Origin of the sequence: Streptomyces sp. NPDC058284 (genome assembly GCF_042881135.1) — a bacterium.
Taxonomy (GTDB): domain Bacteria; phylum Actinomycetota; class Actinomycetes; order Streptomycetales; family Streptomycetaceae; genus Streptomyces.
This window is the reverse complement of the sequence record NZ_JBHVYE010000010.1, coordinates 1-19391: the sequence shown is the minus strand read 5'-3', so window position 1 is coordinate 19391 and position 19391 is coordinate 1. Positions and strand designations below refer to the sequence as shown.

28 protein-coding genes are annotated in these 19391 nt (G+C 67.9%); 25 read left to right on the top strand and 3 right to left on the bottom strand.

Translation table 11 applies throughout. From position 1 onward, the window contains the following. The first annotated feature begins 109 nt into the window (after nt 1–109). The 20 genes from rplN (at nt 110) to truA (ending at nt 11806) form a co-directional block, all read left to right on the top strand. Nucleotides 110–478 carry a 50S ribosomal protein L14 gene (gene rplN / locus ACFVYR_RS16095; protein ID WP_003974257.1) on the top strand — a complete coding sequence of 123 codons (369 nt, stop codon included), beginning with the start codon at nt 110–112 and terminating at the stop codon, nt 476–478. A gap of 2 nt (nt 479–480) precedes the next feature. Then, entirely contained in the window at nt 481–804 is a 324-nt protein-coding gene (gene rplX, locus ACFVYR_RS16090; protein WP_016645174.1) for a 50S ribosomal protein L24, read from the top strand. Then, entirely contained in the window at nt 804–1361 is a 558-nt protein-coding gene (gene rplE / locus ACFVYR_RS16085) for a 50S ribosomal protein L5 (RefSeq protein ID WP_135332558.1), read from the top strand. The genes rplX and rplE overlap by 1 nt, the downstream gene beginning before the upstream one ends. 5 nt (nt 1362–1366) lie before the next feature. Further along, complete coding sequence (locus ACFVYR_RS16080) at nt 1367–1552, top strand: type Z 30S ribosomal protein S14 (RefSeq protein ID WP_003956452.1); 186 nt, start codon at nt 1367–1369, stop codon at nt 1550–1552. Between the two features lie 211 nt (nt 1553–1763). Then, nucleotides 1764–2162 (top strand): 30S ribosomal protein S8, encoded by a 399-nt coding sequence (gene rpsH, locus ACFVYR_RS16075; RefSeq protein ID WP_018528360.1) that lies wholly within the window; start codon nt 1764–1766, stop codon nt 2160–2162. A gap of 21 nt (nt 2163–2183) precedes the next feature. Continuing rightward, the gene (gene rplF, locus ACFVYR_RS16070; RefSeq protein WP_135332560.1) at nt 2184–2723 is read left to right on the top strand and encodes a 50S ribosomal protein L6; all 540 of its coding nucleotides are present in this window, start codon (nt 2184–2186) and stop codon (nt 2721–2723) included. Nucleotides 2724–2726: 3 nt separating this feature from the next. Further along, nucleotides 2727–3110, top strand: a complete 384-nt coding sequence (rplR, locus tag ACFVYR_RS16065) for a 50S ribosomal protein L18 (protein WP_127912613.1) — start codon at nt 2727–2729, stop codon at nt 3108–3110. 41 nt (nt 3111–3151) lie between these two features. Beyond that, nucleotides 3152–3754 carry a 30S ribosomal protein S5 gene (gene rpsE, locus ACFVYR_RS16060; protein ID WP_055553512.1) on the top strand — a complete coding sequence of 201 codons (603 nt, stop codon included), beginning with the start codon at nt 3152–3154 and terminating at the stop codon, nt 3752–3754. After that, the gene (gene rpmD / locus ACFVYR_RS16055) at nt 3754–3936 is read left to right on the top strand and encodes a 50S ribosomal protein L30 (protein ID WP_055553514.1); all 183 of its coding nucleotides are present in this window, start codon (nt 3754–3756) and stop codon (nt 3934–3936) included. The genes rpsE and rpmD overlap by 1 nt, the downstream gene beginning before the upstream one ends. Before the next feature lies 1 nt (nt 3937). After that, on the top strand, nt 3938–4393 hold the full coding sequence (gene rplO / locus ACFVYR_RS16050; RefSeq protein WP_062775150.1) for a 50S ribosomal protein L15: 456 nt from the start codon (nt 3938–3940) through the stop codon (nt 4391–4393). A gap of 226 nt (nt 4394–4619) precedes the next feature. After that, on the top strand, nt 4620–5933 hold the full coding sequence (gene secY, locus ACFVYR_RS16045) for a preprotein translocase subunit SecY (protein WP_384250431.1): 1314 nt from the start codon (nt 4620–4622) through the stop codon (nt 5931–5933). After that, a complete protein-coding gene (locus ACFVYR_RS16040; RefSeq protein ID WP_384250429.1) occupies nt 5933–6586 on the top strand; it encodes an adenylate kinase in 654 nt (217 codons plus the stop codon). Before secY ends, ACFVYR_RS16040 begins: the two co-directional genes overlap by 1 nt. Before the next feature lie 128 nt (nt 6587–6714). Then, nucleotides 6715–7554, top strand: coding sequence for a type I methionyl aminopeptidase (gene map / locus ACFVYR_RS16035; protein WP_384250426.1), 840 nt, complete (start codon nt 6715–6717; stop codon nt 7552–7554). Between the two features lie 153 nt (nt 7555–7707). After that, on the top strand, nt 7708–7929 hold the full coding sequence (gene infA, locus ACFVYR_RS16030) for a translation initiation factor IF-1 (RefSeq protein WP_003948620.1): 222 nt from the start codon (nt 7708–7710) through the stop codon (nt 7927–7929). 58 nt (nt 7930–7987) lie between these two features. Further along, nucleotides 7988–8101, top strand: a complete 114-nt coding sequence (rpmJ, locus tag ACFVYR_RS16025; protein ID WP_003948619.1) for a 50S ribosomal protein L36 — start codon at nt 7988–7990, stop codon at nt 8099–8101. Nucleotides 8102–8301: 200 nt separating this feature from the next. Continuing rightward, nucleotides 8302–8682, top strand: coding sequence for a 30S ribosomal protein S13 (gene rpsM, locus ACFVYR_RS16020; protein WP_030782528.1), 381 nt, complete (start codon nt 8302–8304; stop codon nt 8680–8682). A 65-nt stretch (nt 8683–8747) separates the two neighbouring features. Further along, on the top strand, nt 8748–9152 hold the full coding sequence (rpsK, locus tag ACFVYR_RS16015) for a 30S ribosomal protein S11 (protein WP_003948617.1): 405 nt from the start codon (nt 8748–8750) through the stop codon (nt 9150–9152). A gap of 115 nt (nt 9153–9267) precedes the next feature. Then, nucleotides 9268–10290: a DNA-directed RNA polymerase subunit alpha gene (locus tag ACFVYR_RS16010; RefSeq protein WP_016645160.1), complete on the top strand. Its 1023-nt coding sequence runs from the start codon at nt 9268–9270 to the stop codon at nt 10288–10290. A 138-nt stretch (nt 10291–10428) separates the two neighbouring features. Continuing rightward, the gene (gene rplQ, locus ACFVYR_RS16005; RefSeq protein WP_384250421.1) at nt 10429–10869 is read left to right on the top strand and encodes a 50S ribosomal protein L17; all 441 of its coding nucleotides are present in this window, start codon (nt 10429–10431) and stop codon (nt 10867–10869) included. An 82-nt stretch (nt 10870–10951) separates the two neighbouring features. Continuing rightward, complete coding sequence (truA, locus tag ACFVYR_RS16000; RefSeq protein WP_384250419.1) at nt 10952–11806, top strand: tRNA pseudouridine(38-40) synthase TruA; 855 nt, start codon at nt 10952–10954, stop codon at nt 11804–11806. A 21-nt stretch (nt 11807–11827) separates the two neighbouring features. Here truA and ACFVYR_RS15995 read toward each other — a convergent pair whose 3' ends face one another. Then, the gene (locus ACFVYR_RS15995) at nt 11828–12694 is read right to left on the bottom strand and encodes a hypothetical protein (RefSeq protein WP_384250416.1); all 867 of its coding nucleotides are present in this window, start codon (nt 12692–12694) and stop codon (nt 11828–11830) included. 74 nt (nt 12695–12768) lie between these two features. On the opposite strand from ACFVYR_RS15995, the gene ACFVYR_RS15990 reads away from it, so the two are divergent. The 4 genes from ACFVYR_RS15990 to glmM all read left to right on the top strand — a co-directional run bounded on the left by ACFVYR_RS15990 (nt 12769) and on the right by glmM (nt 16721). Continuing rightward, a complete protein-coding gene (locus ACFVYR_RS15990) occupies nt 12769–13986 on the top strand; it encodes a glycosyltransferase 87 family protein (RefSeq protein WP_384250414.1) in 1218 nt (405 codons plus the stop codon). Nucleotides 13987–14196: 210 nt separating this feature from the next. After that, the gene (gene rplM / locus ACFVYR_RS15985) at nt 14197–14640 is read left to right on the top strand and encodes a 50S ribosomal protein L13 (protein WP_384250411.1); all 444 of its coding nucleotides are present in this window, start codon (nt 14197–14199) and stop codon (nt 14638–14640) included. A gap of 42 nt (nt 14641–14682) precedes the next feature. Beyond that, on the top strand, nt 14683–15204 hold the full coding sequence (rpsI, locus tag ACFVYR_RS15980) for a 30S ribosomal protein S9 (protein ID WP_384250407.1): 522 nt from the start codon (nt 14683–14685) through the stop codon (nt 15202–15204). Nucleotides 15205–15362: 158 nt separating this feature from the next. Further along, on the top strand, nt 15363–16721 hold the full coding sequence (gene glmM / locus ACFVYR_RS15975) for a phosphoglucosamine mutase (protein ID WP_384250404.1): 1359 nt from the start codon (nt 15363–15365) through the stop codon (nt 16719–16721). A 13-nt stretch (nt 16722–16734) separates the two neighbouring features. Here glmM and ACFVYR_RS15970 read toward each other — a convergent pair whose 3' ends face one another. Together ACFVYR_RS15970 and coaA are read right to left on the bottom strand one after the other, a co-directional pair. Beyond that, nucleotides 16735–17691, bottom strand: a complete 957-nt coding sequence (locus ACFVYR_RS15970; protein ID WP_384250402.1) for a DUF389 domain-containing protein — start codon at nt 17689–17691, stop codon at nt 16735–16737. Between the two features lie 68 nt (nt 17692–17759). Beyond that, complete coding sequence (gene coaA / locus ACFVYR_RS15965) at nt 17760–18740, bottom strand: type I pantothenate kinase (protein WP_384250751.1); 981 nt, start codon at nt 18738–18740, stop codon at nt 17760–17762. Between the two features lie 110 nt (nt 18741–18850). On the opposite strand from coaA, the gene ACFVYR_RS15960 reads away from it, so the two are divergent. After that, nucleotides 18851–19219, top strand: coding sequence for a holo-ACP synthase (locus tag ACFVYR_RS15960; protein WP_384250399.1), 369 nt, complete (start codon nt 18851–18853; stop codon nt 19217–19219). Nucleotides 19220–19391 lie beyond the last annotated feature (172 nt).

The window sequence follows — 19391 nt, the reverse complement described above, 5'->3', positions numbered from 1 at the left end:
TCCGAGGGGCATCCCCCTCGGAGTTCGTTCCGCCAGGCTCGGCAGGGGCTCCTCCTCCTCGTAAGAGAGAAGCCCCTGCCGGGAACCGGCAGACAAACAGGAGATAGACGTGATCCAGCAGGAGTCGCGACTTCGCGTCGCCGACAACACGGGTGCGAAGGAAATTCTCACCATTCGTGTTCTCGGTGGCTCGGGTCGCCGCTACGCGGGTATCGGTGACGTCATCGTCGCCACCGTCAAGGACGCGATCCCCGGTGGCAACGTGAAGAAGGGTGACGTCGTCAAGGCGGTCATCGTTCGCACCGTCAAGGAGCGCCGCCGTCCGGACGGCTCGTACATCCGCTTCGACGAGAACGCCGCCGTCATTCTGAAGAACGACGGCGACCCTCGCGGCACCCGTATCTTCGGCCCCGTCGGCCGTGAGCTGCGCGAGAAGAAGTTCATGAAGATCATCTCGCTCGCGCCGGAGGTGCTGTAAGCATGAAGATCAAGAAGGGCGACCTGGTCCAGGTCATCACCGGTAAGGACAAGGGCAAGCAGGGCAAGGTCATTGCCGCTTACCCGCGCGACGAGCGCGTCCTGGTCGAGGGTGTCAACCGGGTCAAGAAGCACACGAAGGCCGGCCCGACCGCCAGCGGCTCGCAGGCCGGCGGCATCGTGACCACCGAGGCCCCCGTTCACGTCTCCAACGTCCAGCTGGTCGTGGAGAAGGACGGCAACAAGGTTGTCACGCGTGTCGGATACCGCTTCGACGACGAGGGCAACAAGATCCGCGTTGCCAAGCGGACGGGTGAGGACATCTGATGACGACCACCACCACTCCGCGTCTCAAGACGAAGTACCGCGAGGAGATCGCGGCGAAGCTGCAGGAAGAGTTCTCCTACGAGAACGTCATGCAGACGCCGGGCCTCGTCAAGATCGTGGTCAACATGGGTGTCGGCGACGCCGCCCGTGACTCCAAGCTCATGGACGGTGCCGTCCGTGACCTGACCACCATCACGGGTCAGAAGCCGGCCATCACCAAGGCCCGGAAGTCCATCGCGCAGTTCAAGCTGCGCGAGGGTCAGCCGATCGGCTGCCACGTCACGCTCCGTGGCGACCGCATGTGGGAGTTCCTGGACCGCACCCTGTCGCTCGCGCTGCCGCGCATCCGCGACTTCCGTGGTCTGTCCCCCAAGCAGTTCGACGGCCGTGGCAACTACACCTTCGGCCTCACGGAGCAGGTCATGTTCCACGAGATCGACCAGGACAAGATCGACCGCGTCCGGGGTATGGACATCACCGTGGTCACCACGGCGACCAACGACGCTGAGGGCCGTGCGCTCCTTCGTCACCTCGGCTTCCCGTTCAAGGAGGCGTAAGCGAGATGGCGAAGAAGGCTCTGATTGCCAAGGCTGCTCGTAAGCCCAAGTTCGGTGTGCGTGCGTACACCCGCTGCCAGCGCTGCGGCCGTCCGCACTCCGTCTACCGCAAGTTCGGCCTCTGCCGCGTGTGCCTTCGTGAGATGGCTCACCGTGGCGAGCTCCCGGGCGTGACCAAGAGCTCCTGGTAGTCCGTACTTTTCCGGACTGCTTGGATCTCTCGGTAAGTAAAGGGTTGGCAGACGCCGTCCTCCACATGGCTTAGGCTAGGAGGGTTGGGCGTCTGCCGCCCCGACCGACTTACTACGCCGTAGGTCCCCGCGCCGCACCCGTCCCGCCTCTGAGTGGGGAGAGGGATGGCGCAGATAGGAAACCACGGCGAGAGAGGCCGAAGGCCAATTCATGACCATGACTGATCCGATCGCGGACATGCTGACTCGTCTGCGTAACGCGAACTCGGCGTACCACGACACCGTGGCGATGCCGCACAGCAAGATCAAGTCTCACATCGCGGAGATCCTCCAGCAGGAGGGCTTCATCACGGGCTGGAAGGTCGAGGACGCCGAGGTTGGCAAGAACCTCGTTCTCGAGCTGAAGTTCGGCCCGAACCGTGAGCGCTCCATCGCGGGCATCAAGCGGATCTCCAAGCCCGGTCTCCGGGTTTACGCGAAGTCCACCAACCTGCCCAAGGTCCTCGGCGGCCTCGGCGTGGCGATCATCTCCACGTCGCACGGTCTCCTGACCGGCCAGCAGGCAGGCAAGAAGGGCGTAGGTGGGGAAGTCCTCGCCTACGTCTGGTAGTCGGGAACGGAGGAATAGCTAATGTCGCGTATTGGCAAGCTCCCCATCACGGTTCCCGCCGGCGTGGACGTCACCATCGACGGCCGTACGGTCGCGGTGAAGGGCCCCAAGGGTTCCCTCTCGCACACCGTTGTCGCGCCGATCGAGATCGCTAAGGGCGAGGACGGCGTTCTGAACGTCACCCGCCCGAACGACGAGCGTCAGAACAAGGCCCTGCACGGCCTGTCCCGCACGCTGGTGGCGAACATGATCACCGGCGTGACCCAGGGTTACGTGAAGAAGCTCGAAATCAGCGGTGTCGGTTACCGCGTCCTCGCGAAGGGCTCCAACCTGGAGTTCTCGCTGGGCTACAGCCACCCGATCCTGGTCGAGGCCCCCGAGGGCATCACCTTCAAGGTGGAGTCCGCGACCAAGCTTTCGGTCGAGGGCATCGACAAGCAGAAGGTCGGCGAGGTTGCGGCCAACATCCGCAAGCTGCGCAAGCCCGACCCGTACAAGGCCAAGGGCGTCAAGTACGAAGGCGAAGTCATCCGCCGCAAGGTCGGAAAGGCGGGTAAGTAAGCCATGGCATACGGTGTCAAGATTGCTAAGGGCGACGCTTACAAGCGTGCTGCCATCAAGCGTCGTCACATCCGCATCCGTAAGCACATCTCGGGTACGGCTGAGCGTCCGCGCCTGGTCGTGACGCGCTCGAACCGCCACATCGTGGCCCAGGTCATCGACGACATCAAGGGTCACACCCTTGCGTCGGCGTCGACCCTGGACAGCACGATCCGCGGCGCCGAGGGCGACAAGTCCGCGGCTGCCAAGTCGGTCGGCGCCCTGGTCGCCGAGCGCGCCAAGGCCGCCGGTGTCGAGACTGTCGTGTTCGACCGTGGTGGTAACCAGTACGCCGGGCGCATCGCCGCCCTGGCGGACGCCGCCCGCGAAGCCGGACTCAAGTTCTGAGTCGGTTCCGTAGCTAGCGGAAACAGAGAGAGGTAATTCCAATGGCTGGACCCCAGCGCCGCGGTGGCGGTGCCGGTGGCGGCGAGCGGCGGGACCGGAAGGGTCGCGACGGTGGCGCTGCCGCCGAGAAGACCGCATACGTTGAGCGCGTTGTCGCGATCAACCGTGTCGCCAAGGTTGTGAAGGGTGGTCGTCGCTTCAGCTTCACCGCGCTGGTCGTGGTGGGCGACGGTGACGGCACCGTGGGTGTCGGTTACGGCAAGGCCAAGGAGGTGCCGGCCGCCATCGCCAAGGGTGTTGAGGAGGCCAAGAAGCACTTCTTCAAGGTCCCCCGTATCCAGGGCACCATCCCGCACCCGATCCAGGGTGAGAAGGCCGCGGGCGTCGTCCTGCTGAAGCCTGCTTCCCCCGGTACCGGTGTTATCGCCGGTGGCCCGGTGCGTGCCGTGCTCGAGTGCGCGGGCGTTCACGACATCCTGTCGAAGTCCCTGGGCTCCGACAACGCGATCAACATCGTGCACGCGACCGTGGCGGCCCTCAAGGGCCTGCAGCGTCCCGAGGAGATCGCGGCCCGCCGCGGTCTGCCCCTCGAGGACGTCGCCCCCGCGGCTCTTCTCCGTGCGCGTGCTGGGGCGGGTGCGTAATGGCTCGCCTCAAGGTCACGCAGACGAAGTCGTACATCGGCAGCAAGCAGAACCACCGCGACACCCTGCGCTCCCTTGGTCTCAAGGGCATCAACACGCAGGTCGTCAAGGAGGACCGCCCCGAGTTCCGCGGAATGGTGCACACCGTCCGCCACCTCGTGACGGTTGAGGAGGTCGACTGACATGGCGGAGCAGAACCCGCTGAAGGTCCACAACCTCCGGCCCGCCCCGGGCGCCAAGACCGCCAAGACCCGTGTGGGTCGTGGTGAGGCGTCCAAGGGTAAGACCGCTGGTCGTGGTACCAAGGGCACCAAGGCCCGTTACCAGGTTCCGGAGCGCTTCGAGGGTGGGCAGATGCCCCTCCACATGCGTCTCCCGAAGCTCAAGGGCTTCAAGAACCCGTTCAAGACCGAGTTCCAGGTCGTGAACCTCGACAAGCTGAGCGCGCTGTACCCGGAAGGTGGCGAGGTCACCGTAGAGGGTCTCGTCGCCAAGGGTGCCGTTCGCAAGAACAGCCTCGTCAAGGTCCTCGGCCAGGGTGAGCTCACCGTGGCGCTGCAGGTGACGGTTGACGCCGTCTCCGGCTCCGCCAAGGAGAAGATCACCGCCGCGGGCGGTACTGTCACCGAGCTCGTCTGATATTCCCTCAGACGTGTCGATGACATGAGCGATTCCCAGCCGGGGATGCCCCACAAAAGGGGCATCCCCGGTTGGTCGTTCCAAGGGGGGCACGGTCGCCGGTAAGGTGGCGTGCACTGTCCAAGCTCCGTGCGGTCCAGCCGCACGGTTTTCTTGACTGATACGTATTCGTCGAACCTCAGACCACCACCTCTGGCGCACGCGCGCGGGGGTCGCAGGAGGCACCGTGCTCACCGCGTTCGCCCGGGCGTTCAAGACGCCCGACCTGCGCAAGAAGCTGCTCTTCACGCTCGGCATCATCGTGATCTACCGGGTGGGCACGCATGTGCCGATTCCCGGTGTCAACTACAAGAACGTCCAGACCTGCATCGACAACGCGAATGCGAACCAGGGTCTGTTCGGTCTTGTCAACATGTTCAGCGGTGGCGCGCTGCTGCAGATCACGATCTTCGCGCTCGGCATCATGCCGTACATCACGGCGAGCATCATTCTGCAGCTGCTGACCGTGGTGATCCCGCGACTCGAGGCCCTCAAGAAGGAGGGCCAGGCCGGCACAGCGAAGATCACGCAGTACACGCGCTATCTGACCATCGCGCTCGCGATCCTGCAGGGCACCGGCCTGGTGGCCACCGCCCGTACCGGCTCCCTCTTCTCGGGCTGCCCCGTCGCCAGCGACATCGTTCCCGACCAGTCGATCTTCGTCACGATCACGATGGTCATCACGATGACCGCGGGTACGGCCTGCGTGATGTGGCTCGGTGAGCTCATCACCGACCGCGGCATCGGCAATGGCATGTCGATCCTGATGTTCATCTCGATCGCCGCGACCTTCCCGAGCGCCCTGTGGGCCATCAAGCAGCAGGGCGACCTGGCGGGCGGCTGGATCGAGTTCGGCACCGTCATCGCGGTCGGTCTCGTCATGGTCGGCCTGGTGGTCTTCGTCGAGCAGGCGCAGCGGCGCATTCCGGTCCAGTACGCGAAGCGCATGATCGGCCGCCGGTCCTACGGCGGAACGTCGACGTACATTCCGCTGAAGGTCAATCAGGCGGGCATCATCCCTGTGATCTTCGCCTCGTCACTGCTCTACATTCCCGCGCTCGTCGCCCAGTTCGCGGGTGGCAATTCGGGATGGAAGACGTGGATCGAGGCGAATCTGACCAAGGGTGACCACCCGATTTACATCGCCACGTACTTCATCCTGATCGTGTTCTTCGCCTTCTTCTACGTAGCGATCTCCTTCAACCCCGAGGAAGTCGCCGACAACATGAAGAAGTATGGTGGCTTCATCCCGGGCATCCGGGCTGGCCGTCCGACCGCTGAGTACCTGAGTTACGTACTCAACCGGATCACCTGGCCGGGTTCGCTGTATCTGGGACTGATCGCTCTTGTGCCGACGATGGCGTTGGTGGGCTTCCAGGCGAACGGCAACTTCCCGTTCGGCGGGACGAGCATCCTCATCATCGTGGGTGTGGGTCTGGAAACCGTGAAGCAGATCGAGAGCCAGCTCCAGCAGCGCAATTACGAAGGGTTCCTCCGCTGATGCGAATCGTCCTCGTCGGGCCGCCCGGTGCGGGCAAGGGAACGCAGGCCGCGTTCCTCGCCAAGAACCTGTCGATCCCGCACATCTCCACGGGCGACCTCTTCCGCGCCAACATCAGCCAGGGCACGGAGCTGGGTGTGCAGGCGAAGGCGTACATGGACGCCGGAAACCTCGTTCCCGACGAGGTGACGATCGGCATGGCGAAGGACCGCATGGCGCAGCCGGACGCCGAGAACGGCTTCCTGCTCGACGGGTTCCCGCGGAACGTGTCGCAGGCCGCGGCGCTGGACGAGGCGCTGAAGACGGACGGCCAGAAGCTCGACGCGGTCCTGGACCTCGAGGTCCCCGAGGACGAGGTCGTCAAGCGCATCGCGGGCCGCCGCATCTGCCGCAACGACTCCAGCCACGTCTTCCACGTGACGTACAGCAAGCCGAAGCAGGAGGGCGTCTGCGACGTCTGCGGCGGCGAGCTCTACCAGCGCGGTGACGACAAGGAAGAGACCGTGCGCAAGCGTCTCGACGTGTACCACCGCGAGACCGAGCCGATCATCGACCACTACAAGACCCAGGGTCTGGTGGTCACGATCTCGGCGCTCGGCAAGGTGGACGAGGTCACGAAGCGTGCGATGGACGCCCTCAAGGGCGACAAGTAGCCCGTACGCAGTCCAGTACGCTGTCTCGGCCGCGGTGCCCCTCGGGGGACCGCGGCCGTACTGTTGTATACGTAGTCGGTTCGTGTACGTAGCCGGTTTGTCGACGGATGACGGAGAGCGGAAGCCCCATGGTGCAGATCAAGACCCCCGAGCAGATCGCGAAGATGCGTGAGGCGGGCCTTGTCGTCGCCGCGATCCACGCCGCGACCCGGGAGGCCGCGGTGCCCGGCGCCACCACCAAGGACCTGGACGACGTCGCCCGCAAGGTGATCGCCGAGCACGGCGCGAAGTCGAACTTCCTCGGGTACGGCGGCTTCCCCGCCACGATCTGCACCTCGGTCAACGAGGTCGTCGTGCACGGCATCCCCGACGACAAGACCGTCCTGAAGGACGGCGACATCATCTCCATCGACGCCGGCGCGATCATCGACGGCTGGCACGGTGACGCGGCCTACACGGCCTTCGTCGGCACCGGTCACGCTCCGGAGCTGATCGAGCTCTCCCGGGTGACCGAGGAGTCGATGTGGGCCGGTATCGCGGCGATGAAGCAGGGCAACCGGCTCGTCGACATCTCCCGCGCCATCGAGACGTACATCCGCCGCCAGCCGAAGCCCGGCGGCGGCAAGTACGGCATCGTCGAGGACTACGGCGGCCACGGCATCGGCACCGAGATGCACATGGACCCGCACCTCCTGAACTACGTCGGGCGCGGTCGCGGGAAGGGCCCCAAGCTGGTCCCCGGCTTCTGCCTGGCCATCGAGCCCATGGTCTCCCTCGGCACCCCCCGCACGGAGGTCCTGGAGGACGACTGGACCGTCATCACGACCGACGGCACCTGGTCCTCGCACTGGGAGCACTCCATCGCGCTGACGGAGGAGGGGCCGCTCGTGCTGACGGCTCCCGACTGCGGCAGGGCGAAGCTGGCGGAGTACGGGGTGACGGTGGCGCCGGACCCGTTGGGCGCGTGACCCCCTTGCTTAAGGATCTTCGTCGTGGGGCAGACTTTCTCGATTCGTCTTTCCGAGACCACTGACGTAGACTGACGCGTCGGCTCTCGTGCATCCGTGTGTCTGCATTCGGTGTACGAGGTCGATCAAGGTAGTCGATTCGAAGGGCGAAGCGTGGCCAAGAAGCAAGGTGCCATCGAGATCGAAGGCACTGTCGTCGAGTCTCTCCCGAACGCCATGTTCAAGGTGGAGCTCCAGAACGGCCACCAGGTCCTGGCACACATCAGCGGCAAGATGCGTATGCACTACATCCGCATCCTCCCTGACGACCGGGTCGTGGTGGAGCTGTCTCCGTACGACCTGACCCGTGGCCGGATCGTCTACCGGTACAAGTAGATCTTGCCCGCATCCCGCTCGCGCGGGGTGGTGGCACTGACCCGGAGAACCTCACCCAATGAAGGTCAAGCCGAGCGTCAAGAAGATCTGCGACAAGTGCAGGGTGATCCGCCGTCACGGCCGGGTCATGATCATCTGCGACAACCCGCGCCACAAGCAGCGCCAGGGCTGACGCACGACTGCAGTTCGCAGATTTTCGCGCGACGCACGTAAATAGATACGCAGGACACGTCCCTCTTCAGATCCATCGGTATGGAGGGCGACACCCTCGGTCGGAGGCCGGGGACCCAGTTCGTACCAACCCTTTTCCAAGGGGACGGCGGCTGGGAGTGGTTCTGCTGAAGACCTCCGAAGAATCAACAGGAGCCATGAATGGCACGCGTTGAAGGTGTTGACCTCCCGCGCGAGAAGCGTATTGAGGTCGCCCTCACCTACGTGTTCGGCATCGGCCGCACGCTGGCCCAGCAGACGCTGGACGCCACCGAGGTGGACCGCAACACCCGCGTCCGCGACCTGACCGAGGAAGACCTCGTCAAGATCCGCGAGTACGTGGACGCCAACATCAAGACCGAGGGTGACCTCCGTCGCGAGATCCAGGCCGACATCCGCCGCAAGGTCGAGATCGGCTGCTACCAGGGTCTGCGTCACCGTCGCGGCCTGCCCGTTCGCGGTCAGCGCACCAGCACGAACGCCCGCACCCGCAAGGGCCCGCGTCGCGCCATCGCCGGTAAGAAGAAGCCGGGCAAGAAGTAGTCCTCGCTCAGCGGTCTATCGACAGCTGTCGCTGCAGGACCGACCACCTCCCGTAGGAGTTATAGATGCCCCCCAAGGGTCGTCAGGGCGCTGCCAAGAAGGTGCGCCGCAAGGAAAAGAAGAACGTCGCCCACGGGCACGCTCACATCAAGAGCACGTTCAACAACACGATCGTGTCCATCACGGACCCGACCGGCAACGTGATCTCGTGGGCCTCCGCCGGCCACGTCGGCTTCAAGGGCTCGCGCAAGTCCACGCCGTTCGCCGCGCAGATGGCTGCCGAGTCGGCTGCCCGTCGCGCCCAGGAGCACGGCATGCGCAAGGTCGACGTGTTCGTCAAGGGTCCCGGCTCCGGCCGTGAGACCGCGATCCGCTCCCTCCAGGCCACCGGCCTCGAGGTCGGCTCGATCCAGGACGTGACGCCCACGCCGCACAACGGCTGCCGTCCGCCCAAGCGCCGCCGCGTCTGACGCACGGTCGTCTTAAGGTTCGGGCGGTACGGCTCCTCGGAGCGGTACCGCCCGTACCCTTGTCACAACAACAGGGCATCAAATAGTGGGTGCCCCTGGCTGAAGGAATCACTTCATGCTGATCGCTCAGCGTCCTTCGTTGACCGAAGAGGTCGTCGACGAATTCCGCTCCCGGTTCGTGATCGAGCCGCTGGAGCCGGGCTTCGGTTACACCCTCGGCAACTCCCTGCGTCGGACCCTGCTCTCCTCGATCCCGGGTGCGGCCGTCACGTCCATCCGTATCGACGGTGTCCTGCACGAGTTCACCACCGTGCCGGGCGTCAAGGAAGACGTCACCGACCTCATCCTCAACATCAAGCAGCTGGTCGTCTCCTCGGAGCACGACGAGCCGGTCGTGATGTACCTGCGCAAGCAGGGCCCGGGTCTGGTCACCGCCGCCGACATCGCGCCCCCGGCCGGTGTCGAGGTGCACAACCCGGACCTGGTCCTCGCCACGCTCAACGGCAAGGGCAAGCTGGAGATGGAGCTGACCGTCGAGCGCGGTCGCGGCTACGTCTCCGCCGTGCAGAACAAGCAGGTCGGCCAGGAGATCGGGCGCATCCCGGTCGACTCGATCTACTCGCCGGTGCTCAAGGTCACGTACAAGGTCGAGGCGACCCGTGTCGAGCAGCGCACCGACTTCGACAAGCTGATCGTCGACGTCGAGACCAAGCAGGCCATGCGCCCGCGTGACGCCATGGCGTCCGCAGGCAAGACCCTGGTCGAGCTGTTCGGTCTGGCGCGCGAGCTCAACATCGACGCCGAGGGCATCGACATGGGCCCGTCCCCGACGGACGCCGCCCTTGCCGCCGATCTCGCCCTGCCGATCGAGGAGCTCGAGCTCACCGTTCGGTCGTACAACTGCCTCAAGCGCGAGGGCATCCACTCGGTGGGCGAGCTCGTCGCCCGCTCCGAGGCGGACCTGCTCGACATCCGCAACTTCGGTGCGAAGTCGATCGACGAGGTCAAGATGAAGCTCAATGGCATGGGCCTCGCGCTGAAGGACTCGCCTCCCGGCTTCGACCCGACCGCCGCGGCGGACGCCTTCGGCGCGGATGACGATGCCGACGCCGGGTTCGTCGAGACCGAGCAGTACTAAGAGCTCGGGACTGACGGCTTGATTTTGGCTGCGCCTGCGTTTCGGTTGCTCGCGCAGTTCCCCGCGCCCCTTACGGGGCGCGGGTGCCACTGACCCCGGTACCTGGTACGGCCGGGGCAGACAACAAGGAGAAACACCATGCCGAAGCCCGCCAAGGGTGCCCGTCTGGGCGGCAGCGCCGCGCACGAGAAGCTTCTGCTGGCGAACCTCGCCAAGCAGCTCTTCGAGCACGGCCGCATCACCACCACCGAGGCGAAGGCCCGTCGCCTGCGTCCGTACGCGGAGCGTCTGGTCACCAAGGCGAAGAAGGGTGACCTTCACAACCGCCGCCAGGTGCTGTCCGTCATCACCGACAAGAGCATCGTGCACACGCTCTTCACGGAGATCGGCCCGCGCTACGAGAACCGCCCGGGTGGCTACACCCGTATCACCAAGATCGGTAACCGTCGTGGCGACAACGCTCCCATGGCGGTCATCGAGCTGGTGGAGGCCCTGACCGTGGCCCAGGAGGCCACCGGTGAGGCCGAGGCGGCGACCAAGCGTGCCGCCAAGGACGCCGAGGAGTCGAAGGACGCGTAAGCGTTCTGCCCCTCAAGGGCGTCGCGGGCCCGCCCCTTTTCCGGGGCGGGCCCGCTTTTGTGTCGGCTGAGAGGAACCACGAGTGAGTGATGAAGTAGAGCCCGGGTTCGTGCGGGTGCGTCTCGACCTGTCGTACGACGGCAAGGAATTCTCCGGCTGGGCCAGGCAGAAGCAGGGGCAGCGGACCGTCCAGGGGGAGATCGAGGCGGCGCTGCGGACCGTGACGCGGTCGCAGGAGACGTATGAGCTGACCGTCGCCGGGCGGACCGACAGCGGGGTGCACGCGCGGGGGCAGGTCGCGCACGTCGACCTGCCGGAGGACGTGTGGGCCGAGCACAGCGACAAGCTGCTGCGCAGGCTCGCCGGGCGGCTGTCGCACGACGTGCGGGTGTGGAAGGTCGCCGAGGCGCCCGCGGGGTTCAACGCGCGGTTCTCGGCCGTGTGGCGGCGCTACGCCTACCGCGTGACCGACCATCCCGGCGGCGTCGACCCGCTGCTGCGCGGCCATGTGCTCTGGCACGACTGGGAGCTGGACCTCGACGCCATGAACGCCGCCGCCGAGCGGCTCGTCGGTGAGCACGACTTCGCCGCCTACTGCAAGCGGCGCGAGGGCGCCACGACCATCCGTACGCTCCAGGAGCTGCGGTGGGAGCGGCGGGCCGACGGAATCCTCGAAGCGACCGTGCGGGCCGACGCCTTCTGCCACAACATGGTGCGTTCGCTGGTCGGCGCCATGCTGTTCGTGGGGGACGGGCACCGGCCCGTGGAGTGGCCGGGCAAGGTGCTCGCGGCGGGCGTGCGGGACTCCGCCGTGCATGTGGTGCGGCCGCACGGGCTCACCCTGGAGGAGGTCGGCTACCCCGCCGACGAGCTGCTCGCCGCGCGCAGCAAGGAGGCCCGCAACAAGCGGACGCTGCCCGGGGCCGGGTGCTGCTGAACGGGGCCCGCGAGCCCCGGGCTACTGCGGGGCGCCGGCCGCGGCCGAGGCCTGGGCCTCGCCCCGCTGGTTGATCCGCTGGAAGGCGAAGCGGGCCAGGTCGTCGCCGACGCCGTAGGCCTTGCGGTCGCCGGTCGTGACGTCCTTGCCGCTGGTGTAGCCGGTGGTGGTGAAGTACGCGTAGCGGCCGTGGGCGTTGTAGGTGCCGCGGCACACGCCCGTACGGCAGAAGGCGGGCACGCCCTTGCCGGGCAGGGACTCGACGAGGCCCTTCTTCACCTGCTCCTTGACCTTGGCGGCGTCCGCCGCGGTGTCGAAGACGGCGACGCCGACCGTGACCGCGACGCCGTCCCTGAGGTAGCTGGCGCGGATCAGCCGCGTGCAGTCGTGCTTGGCGAGGACCGTGCCGAGGGCGCTCTGGGTGACCGACGTGCACTTCGTGGTGGAGTCGGTCGCCCCCTTCTTGTAGAGGTGCTTGCCCGAGCGCAGGGACGTGCCGGGGAAGAGGCCCTCGGGGGTGAGCGGCGCCTTGTCCTTCTTGGCGCTGGAGATGAAGTCCTTGGGGTCCGGCGGGGGCGGCGGCGTGGTCGCCTCGAACGACGGCTCGGCCTCCTTGCTGGCGCCGGGGATGTCGGCGGCGGTCGGCAGCTCGCTCGCGGGCTTGTTCGACGTGGTGCTCTCGTCGCTGTTCGCGGAGACGACGGTGATGGCCACGGCCGCCGCGATGCCGATCGTGGCGAGCGCTCCGCCGCCGATCATCAGCCACTTGCGACGGCGGGCGCGCGCTTCGGAGGCCTCGGCGAGCGCCGCCCAGTCGGGCGTGGGGCCGCCGCCGGGCCCACCCGTTCCCCCCGGACCCCACTGGGGTCCCCCTTGCCCAAAGCTCATGGGCGGCATCTTAGACGCGCGGTGCGGAATGTTGAGCCCGGGTCGCGTGGGGTTCCCGCCCTAGCCTGAGGCCTATGAATACGGGCAAAACGGCTGTTAGTGGGTGGTTGTTGCGGCCGGCCGAGTGGCAGGTCCGGTGCGTTCTCGGGGCCGTGCTGATCGCCGCCGTGGTCCGGATGGTGCTGGTCGCGCCGGACGGCGGGATGGACAACGCCATCGTGGTGCGGGCCGCCGACGCCTGGCTGGCCGGCCGGTCGCCCTATGTCGACCGGCACTTCCTCTACCTGCCGGGCGCCGTGCTCGCGGCGGTGCCGCAGGCGGTGCTGCCCGCGGACGTCGTGCGCTGCCTCGTGCCCGCGGGGGTGACCGCGGGGCTCGTCGCCGGGTGGGCGTGCGCGCTGCGTATCCACGGCATCCCGTTGCGCAGTCGGTTCGCCGTCTACGGCCTGCTCGCGCTCGCGCTCGGCTTCGCGCCCTTCGGGCACCTCGTCCAGCTCGGCAACTGGACGGCGGGCTCCGCGGTCGCGCTGCCGCTCGCGCTGCTGCTCGCATGCCGGGGTCGGTGGGTCGCCGCGGGGGCCGTCATCGGGGCGGCCGTCGCGGTCAAACCGCTGCTCGCGCCCGTCGTGCTCCTCTTCGTCCTCGCCCGCCGGTGGCGCGGCCTCGCCGTCGCGGTGGGCGTGCCCGCGCTGGTGTCGGCGGTCGCGGCACTCGCCATGCCGGACCCCTCCGGGTTCTTCACCCGGACGCTGCCCTTCCTGCTGCGCGGCGAGGACTCCTTCGTACGCCTCTACGAGGCATCTCCCTCCGCGGTGCTCGCGCGGCTCGGGGCGCCGCAGACGGGCGCCACGCTGTTCGCCGGCTGCGCGGCGGTGGCCGGGCTGTGGTGCGCGTGGCGGCGGTGGGAGAGGGGTGACGCGGAGCCCGCGAGGGTGACGGAATGCGCCGCGATGCTGATGCTTTCGGCCTTTCTCGTCTCCCGGCCCTCGTACGACCACTATCTGCTCGTCGTGGTTCCGCTGCTGCTCGCGGGGGCGCTGGTGCCGGGGGCGGTGGCGCGCGGTCCGTGGTTCTGGGTGGGTCTTGTGCCGCAAGTGCCGGGGTTCGCCTGGCCGTGGCTCGAACCGGGGACGCGGCGGGCCTTCAAGGACGCGGTGACGCTGTGCGTGCTCGCGGGCACGGCCGGGTGGGCGTGTGTGCGGGGCGCTACGCTGGAGAGCGCGGACCCGCCCGGGAAGTCGGCAGAGCCGCCCGGGGAGACGCCGGTGCCGGCCTCCAGAGCCGCGTTTTGACCGGTGCGGGGCGGCGCGGGTACTCTCGGGGATTGATACGTATTGGTGTCCTCGATCTCACGCGAAAGGGCCCTTACGTAGGTTCCCTGGAGCAGTTACCAGTGGCTCGCATACGGGCAGCGTCCCCGGCATTGTGAGCCCCAGCTGCATGATCGCTTCCTGGGTGCCGTGTGTCTGGACCCCATCCACTGAAGAAGCGAAGGCTACTAAGTGCGTACGTACAGCCCCAAGCCCGGCGATGTGACCCGCCAGTGGCACGTCATCGACGCCCAGGACATCGTCCTGGGGCGTCTGGCGACCACCGCCGCCTCCCTCCTGCGGGGCAAGCACAAGGCGATCTACGCCCCCCACGTTGACACCGGTGACTTCGTCATCATCATCAACGCGGAGAAGGTGCACCTCTCCGGCAACAAGAAGACCCAGAAGATGGCGTACCGCCACTCCGGCTACCCGGGTGGTCTGCGCTCCGTCCGCTACGACGAGCTGCTCGCCAAGAACCCCGAGAAGGCCATCGAGAAGGCCGTCAAGGGCATGCTTCCCAAGAACACCCTGGGCCGTCAGATGCTCTCGAAGCTGAAGGTCTACGCGGGCGACCAGCACCCGCACGGCGCTCAGCAGCCGGTCCCGTTCGAGATCACCCAGGTCGCGCAGTAGTTCCGGCCACCCCCAAAGACGTAAAGAAATCTGAGGAGAATCGTGGCCGAGACCACCGTTGAGCAGCCGGTCGAAGAGACCGAGGTTGTTGACGTCGAGCAGTACACCACCGAGTCCGAGGCGCCCGTCGAGGGCGAGTACACCTCGGAGTCGAACGCCGCGCGCTTCGGCGACCCGCAGCCGGCCGCCGGCCTGGGCCGTCGCAAGAACGCCATCGCCCGCGTCCGGATCGTCCCGGGCACCGGCAAGTGGAAGGTCAACGGGCGCACGCTCGAGGACTACTTCCCGAACAAGGTCCACCAGCAGGAAGTCAACGAGCCCTTCAAGGTGCTCGAGCTCGACAACCGCTACGACGTTGTCGCCCGCATCTCGGGTGGCGGCGTCTCCGGTCAGGCCGGTGCGCTCCGTCTCGGTGTCGCCCGCGCGCTGAACGAGGCCGACGTCGACAACAACCGCGCCGCCCTCAAGAAGGCCGGTTACCTCAAGCGTGACGACCGCGCGGTCGAGCGCAAGAAGGCCGGTCTCAAGAAGGCCCGCAAGGCCCCGCAGTACAGCAAGCGCTAAATCGCTGCCTGCTTGTACTGCTCGTTCGCCCCGGCGGCACTCACCGTGCCGCCGGGGCGTTCGGCTATCAGGAACCCCTGGGGCCCTGGAACCCTCCTGGTTTCTGGGACTCTCTTCCCAGGGGTTCATGGTTTTTCTTGAACGTTCGGAGGACAGCAGTGGGACGACTCTTCGGCACGGACGGCGTGCGTGGTGTCGCCAACGCGGATCTGACGGCCGAGCTCGCGCTCGGACTCTCCGTGGCGGCGGCGCACGTACTGGCCGAGGCGGGCACCTTTGAAGGCCATCGCGCGGTGGCGGTGGTCGGGCGTGACCCGCGCGCGTCCGGGGAGTTCCTGGAGGCCGCGGTGGTCGCGGGCCTCGCGAGCGCGGGCGTGGACGTCCTGCGCGTCGGTGTGCTGCCCACCCCCGCGGTGGCCCATCTCACCGGTGCGCTGGGCGCCGACCTCGGCGTGATGCTCTCAGCCAGCCACAACGCCATGCCCGACAACGGCATCAAGTTCTTCGCCCGCGGCGGCCACAAGCTCGCCGACGAGCTTGAGGACCGCATCGAGGCCGTCTACGAGGAGCACCGCACCGGCGCCCCGTGGCAGCGGCCCACCGGCTCGGGCGTCGGCCGCGTCACCTCGTACGACCAGGGCCTCGACCAGTACGTCGCCCACCTCATCGGCGTGCTCCCGAACCGCCTCGACGGGCTGAAGATCGTCCTCGACGAGGCGCACGGCGCCGCCGCCCGCGTCTCGCCCGAGGCCTTCGCCCGCGCAGGCGCCGAGGTCATCACGATCGGCGCCCAGCCCGACGGCCTCAACATCAACGACGGATGCGGCTCGACCCACCTGGAGCTGCTCAAGGCAGCCGTCGTCGAGCACAAGGCCGACTTCGGCGTCGCGCACGACGGGGACGCCGACCGGTGCCTCGCCGTGGACCACACGGGCGCCGAGGTCGACGGCGACCAGATCCTCGCCGTGCTCGCCCTCGCCATGCGGGAGCACGGCACGCTGCGCCACGACACCGTTGTCGCCACGGTCATGTCCAACCTCGGCTTCAAGCTCGCCATGGAGGGCCAGGGGCTCTCCCTGGTGCAGACCGCCGTCGGCGACCGGTACGTCCTTGAGTCGATGAAGGAGCACGGCTTCGCCCTCGGCGGCGAGCAGTCCGGGCACGTCATCGTCCTCGACCACGCGACCACCGGCGACGGCACGCTGACCGGGCTGCTGCTCGCCGCCCGCGTCGCCGAGACCGGGCGGACGCTCGCGGATCTGGCGAGCGTCATGGAGCGGCTCCCGCAGGTCCTGATCAACGTGCCCGACGTCGACAGGTCGCGCGTGAAGACCTCGGCGGAGCTGTCGGCCGCCGTCGCCGCCGCCGAGCGCGAACTGGGCTCCACGGGACGGGTGCTGCTGCGCCCCTCCGGGACCGAGCCGCTGGTACGGGTGATGGTCGAGGCCGCCGACATCGAGCAGGCGCGGGCGGTGGCCGGGCAGCTCGCCGACGTGGTGAAGTCGGCGCTCGGCTAGGGCCTGTCTTTACCTAGCCCTCGACTGCGGCTGTCTTCGCCGCGGTGCGCTTGCGCTGCCCGGCCCAGAAGAACTTCTGGGCCAGCAGCGTGAGTGTGCCGGCGAGGACGATGCCGAGGAGATTCAGCAGGAGCTGCTCGGTGGAGCCCCAGGCCTGCCGGTACTCGCTGTAGCTGAAGGCGACCGCGGCGTTCGCCGCCGCGGGGACCGTCGTCACGGAGATCGCCACGCCCACCAGCGCGGCCGACTTCGCCGAGGTGAGCGAGAGCGTGCCCGCGATGCCCGCGAGGACCGCCACCACGAACGAGAACCAGTCGGGGCGGTAGATGAAGTTCGTGTTCGGGCGGTCCGCCTTCAGGGCGCTGTCGCTGAACAGGTCCATCGCGTCCATGAAGTAGCTGAAGCCGGCCGTCGCCACCATCGCCACCGCGAAGCCCACGAGCAGCGCGGTCGCCGAGCGCAGGGCCAGGCGGGGCGCGCGCTGGATCAGGGCCGTGCAGAAACCCGTGAGCGGGCCGAACTCCGGGCCCACCGCCATCGCGCCCACGATCAGGATCGCGTTGTCCAGGACGACACCGCAGGCCGCGATCATCGTGGCGAGGACGATGAACGCGACGTACGTGACGGAGAGCGTCGACTCCTCGTGGGTCGCGTCGGCCAGCTGCTCCCAGAGCACGGCGTCCGCCCCCTCGCCCGGCGCATCGTCCTCCGCCCGGTCGGCGCGCCGGGACAGCGACAGGTCGATGTTCTCCACCGAGATCGAGCCCGACTCGTCGATGCCGAGCGCGCGCAGGGCGCCGATCAGCTCGTCACCCGCCTCGCGGGCCACGTCGCACATGACCACGTCGCCCCGCGGGTCGCGGGCGGCGCCGGGGACGACCACCAGGTGGGTGGCGCCGACGGTGCGTTCGATCAGACGCACCACGTCGTCGGTCGTGTCGGGCGGCGTGATCAGGCGCAGGTGCAGCATGCCCGCAGGTTAGCGGGGTGGTGGGGCGGCGGGGCGCCTACAGGTGGCGGGGAGGTGGCGGGGAGTACCTACAGCTTGCGCAGGCTCAGGCGCTGCACCTTGTGGTCGGGGCCCTTGCGGACGACGAGGGTGGCGCGGCCGCGGGTCGGGGCCACGTTCTCCACGAGGTTCAGCTTGTTGATCGTGCGCCAGGTGGTGCGGGCGTAGTCGAGGGCTTCCTCCTCCGACACCTGGGTGTACTTGCGGAAGTACGAGGACGGGTCCTGGAAGGCCGTCTGGCGGAGCTTCTTGAAGCGGTTCAGGTACCAGCGCTCGATGTCGTCCGCGCGGGCGTCGACGTACACGCTGAAGTCGAAGTAGTCCGCGAGGCCCACGCGGGTGCGGCCGTCCTTGCCGGGCAGCGCGGGCTGCAGGACGTTGAGGCCCTCCACGATGAGGATGTCCGGCCGGCGGACCGTCAGGCGCCGGCCCTCCACGATGTCGTAGATCAGGTGGGAGTAGACGGGCGCCGTCACCTCGTCCTTGCCCGCCTTGATGTCCGCGACGAAGCGGGTGAGGGCGCGGCGGTCGTACGACTCGGGGAAGCCCTTGCGGGACATCAGGCCGCGGGCCTCAAGCTCCTTGGTGGGGAGCAGGAAGCCGTCCGTCGTGACGCGCTCCACACGCGGGTGCTCCGGCCAGCGGGAGAGCAGGGCCTGGAGGAGGCGGGCGACGGTGGACTTGCCGACCGCGACGGAGCCGGCGACTCCTATGACGAAGGGGGTGCCCGACTGGGATCCCTTCTCCCCGAGGAAGGTGTTGAGCGCTCCGCGCAGGCCGTCCGTCGCGCCGACGTAGAGGTTCAGGAGGCGGGAGAGCGGGAGGTAGATGTCGCGGACCTCGTCCAGGTCGATGACGTCACCGAGGCCGCGGAGCCGTTCCACCTCCTCCGCCGTCAGAGGCAGCGGCGTCTTCTCGCGAAGAGCGCTCCACTCGGCGCGGGTGAGGTCGAGGTAGGGAGTCGCCTCCGGCTTGGACCGGTGGGCGCTCCGCGGTGCCGTCGGGGGCACAGAGACCGAAGAGATCACGGTCCATTGTTACGGCTGTTTGAACGGGACGGGGGGTCGGGCGGGGGGTGGGGTACGTCACCCCGGTACGCCGGCTGTGTCACGCTGAGCCGGTGATTATTGGGGTTGGCATCGATGTCGCGGAGATCGAGCGGTTCGCGGCGGCGCTGGAACGGACGCCGGGGATGGCAGAGCGGCTCTTCGTGGAGAACGAGTTGCTGCTGCCGGGCGGGGAGCGCCGCGGAATCGCCTCGCTGGCGGCACGTTTCGCGGCGAAGGAGGCGCTGGCGAAGGCGCTGGGGGCGCCGAGCGGGCTTCGGTGGACGGACGCCGAGGTGTACGTGGAGGAGAGCGGGCAGCCGCGGGTGCGGGTGCGGGGGACGGTGGCTGAGCGGGCCGCGGTGCTGGGGGTGCGGGCCTGGCATGTGTCGCTGAGCCATGATGCGGGGGTTGCTTCGGCGGTGGTTGTGGCGGAGGGGTAGGGGGTGGGCTGAGGCGGGGCCTCGCGGCGGCGTGTGCGGGTGCGGTGGGGCGGGGGCGGGGCGCCTGTGGCTCGTCTGTGGGGCGGGGCCGCGGGGGTATGTGCGTACTCGCTATCCCTGCGTCACGCTGCCCGGACAATGGGGCTACAGCATGCACGGTGCTACCTTAGCA

Excerpts from the sequence above, each read along its gene's own strand:
- ACFVYR_RS16010 (WP_016645160.1), top strand. The coding sequence starts at position 9,268 with ATGCTGATCGCTCAGCGTCCTTCGTTGACCGAAGAGGTCGTCGACGAA.
- rplX (WP_016645174.1), top strand. The coding sequence starts at position 481 with ATGAAGATCAAGAAGGGCGACCTGGTCCAGGTCATCACCGGTAAGGAC.
- rplF (WP_135332560.1), top strand. The coding sequence starts at position 2,184 with ATGTCGCGTATTGGCAAGCTCCCCATCACGGTTCCCGCCGGCGTGGAC.
- rpsK (WP_003948617.1), top strand. The coding sequence starts at position 8,748 with ATGCCCCCCAAGGGTCGTCAGGGCGCTGCCAAGAAGGTGCGCCGCAAG.
- rplR (WP_127912613.1), top strand. The coding sequence starts at position 2,727 with ATGGCATACGGTGTCAAGATTGCTAAGGGCGACGCTTACAAGCGTGCT.
- rpsH (WP_018528360.1), top strand. The coding sequence starts at position 1,764 with ATGACCATGACTGATCCGATCGCGGACATGCTGACTCGTCTGCGTAAC.
- rpmJ (WP_003948619.1), top strand. The coding sequence starts at position 7,988 with ATGAAGGTCAAGCCGAGCGTCAAGAAGATCTGCGACAAGTGCAGGGTG.
- ACFVYR_RS16040 (WP_384250429.1), top strand. The coding sequence starts at position 5,933 with ATGCGAATCGTCCTCGTCGGGCCGCCCGGTGCGGGCAAGGGAACGCAG.
- ACFVYR_RS15990 (WP_384250414.1), top strand. The coding sequence starts at position 12,769 with ATGAATACGGGCAAAACGGCTGTTAGTGGGTGGTTGTTGCGGCCGGCC.
- rplO (WP_062775150.1), top strand. The coding sequence starts at position 3,938 with ATGGCGGAGCAGAACCCGCTGAAGGTCCACAACCTCCGGCCCGCCCCG.
- rplQ (WP_384250421.1), top strand. The coding sequence starts at position 10,429 with ATGCCGAAGCCCGCCAAGGGTGCCCGTCTGGGCGGCAGCGCCGCGCAC.
- ACFVYR_RS15995 (WP_384250416.1), bottom strand. The coding sequence starts at position 12,694 with ATGAGCTTTGGGCAAGGGGGACCCCAGTGGGGTCCGGGGGGAACGGGT.
- rplE (WP_135332558.1), top strand. The coding sequence starts at position 804 with ATGACGACCACCACCACTCCGCGTCTCAAGACGAAGTACCGCGAGGAG.
- map (WP_384250426.1), top strand. The coding sequence starts at position 6,715 with ATGGTGCAGATCAAGACCCCCGAGCAGATCGCGAAGATGCGTGAGGCG.
- ACFVYR_RS15970 (WP_384250402.1), bottom strand. The coding sequence starts at position 17,691 with ATGCTGCACCTGCGCCTGATCACGCCGCCCGACACGACCGACGACGTG.
- rpsM (WP_030782528.1), top strand. The coding sequence starts at position 8,302 with ATGGCACGCGTTGAAGGTGTTGACCTCCCGCGCGAGAAGCGTATTGAG.
- ACFVYR_RS16080 (WP_003956452.1), top strand. The coding sequence starts at position 1,367 with ATGGCGAAGAAGGCTCTGATTGCCAAGGCTGCTCGTAAGCCCAAGTTC.
- rpsE (WP_055553512.1), top strand. The coding sequence starts at position 3,152 with ATGGCTGGACCCCAGCGCCGCGGTGGCGGTGCCGGTGGCGGCGAGCGG.
- rpmD (WP_055553514.1), top strand. The coding sequence starts at position 3,754 with ATGGCTCGCCTCAAGGTCACGCAGACGAAGTCGTACATCGGCAGCAAG.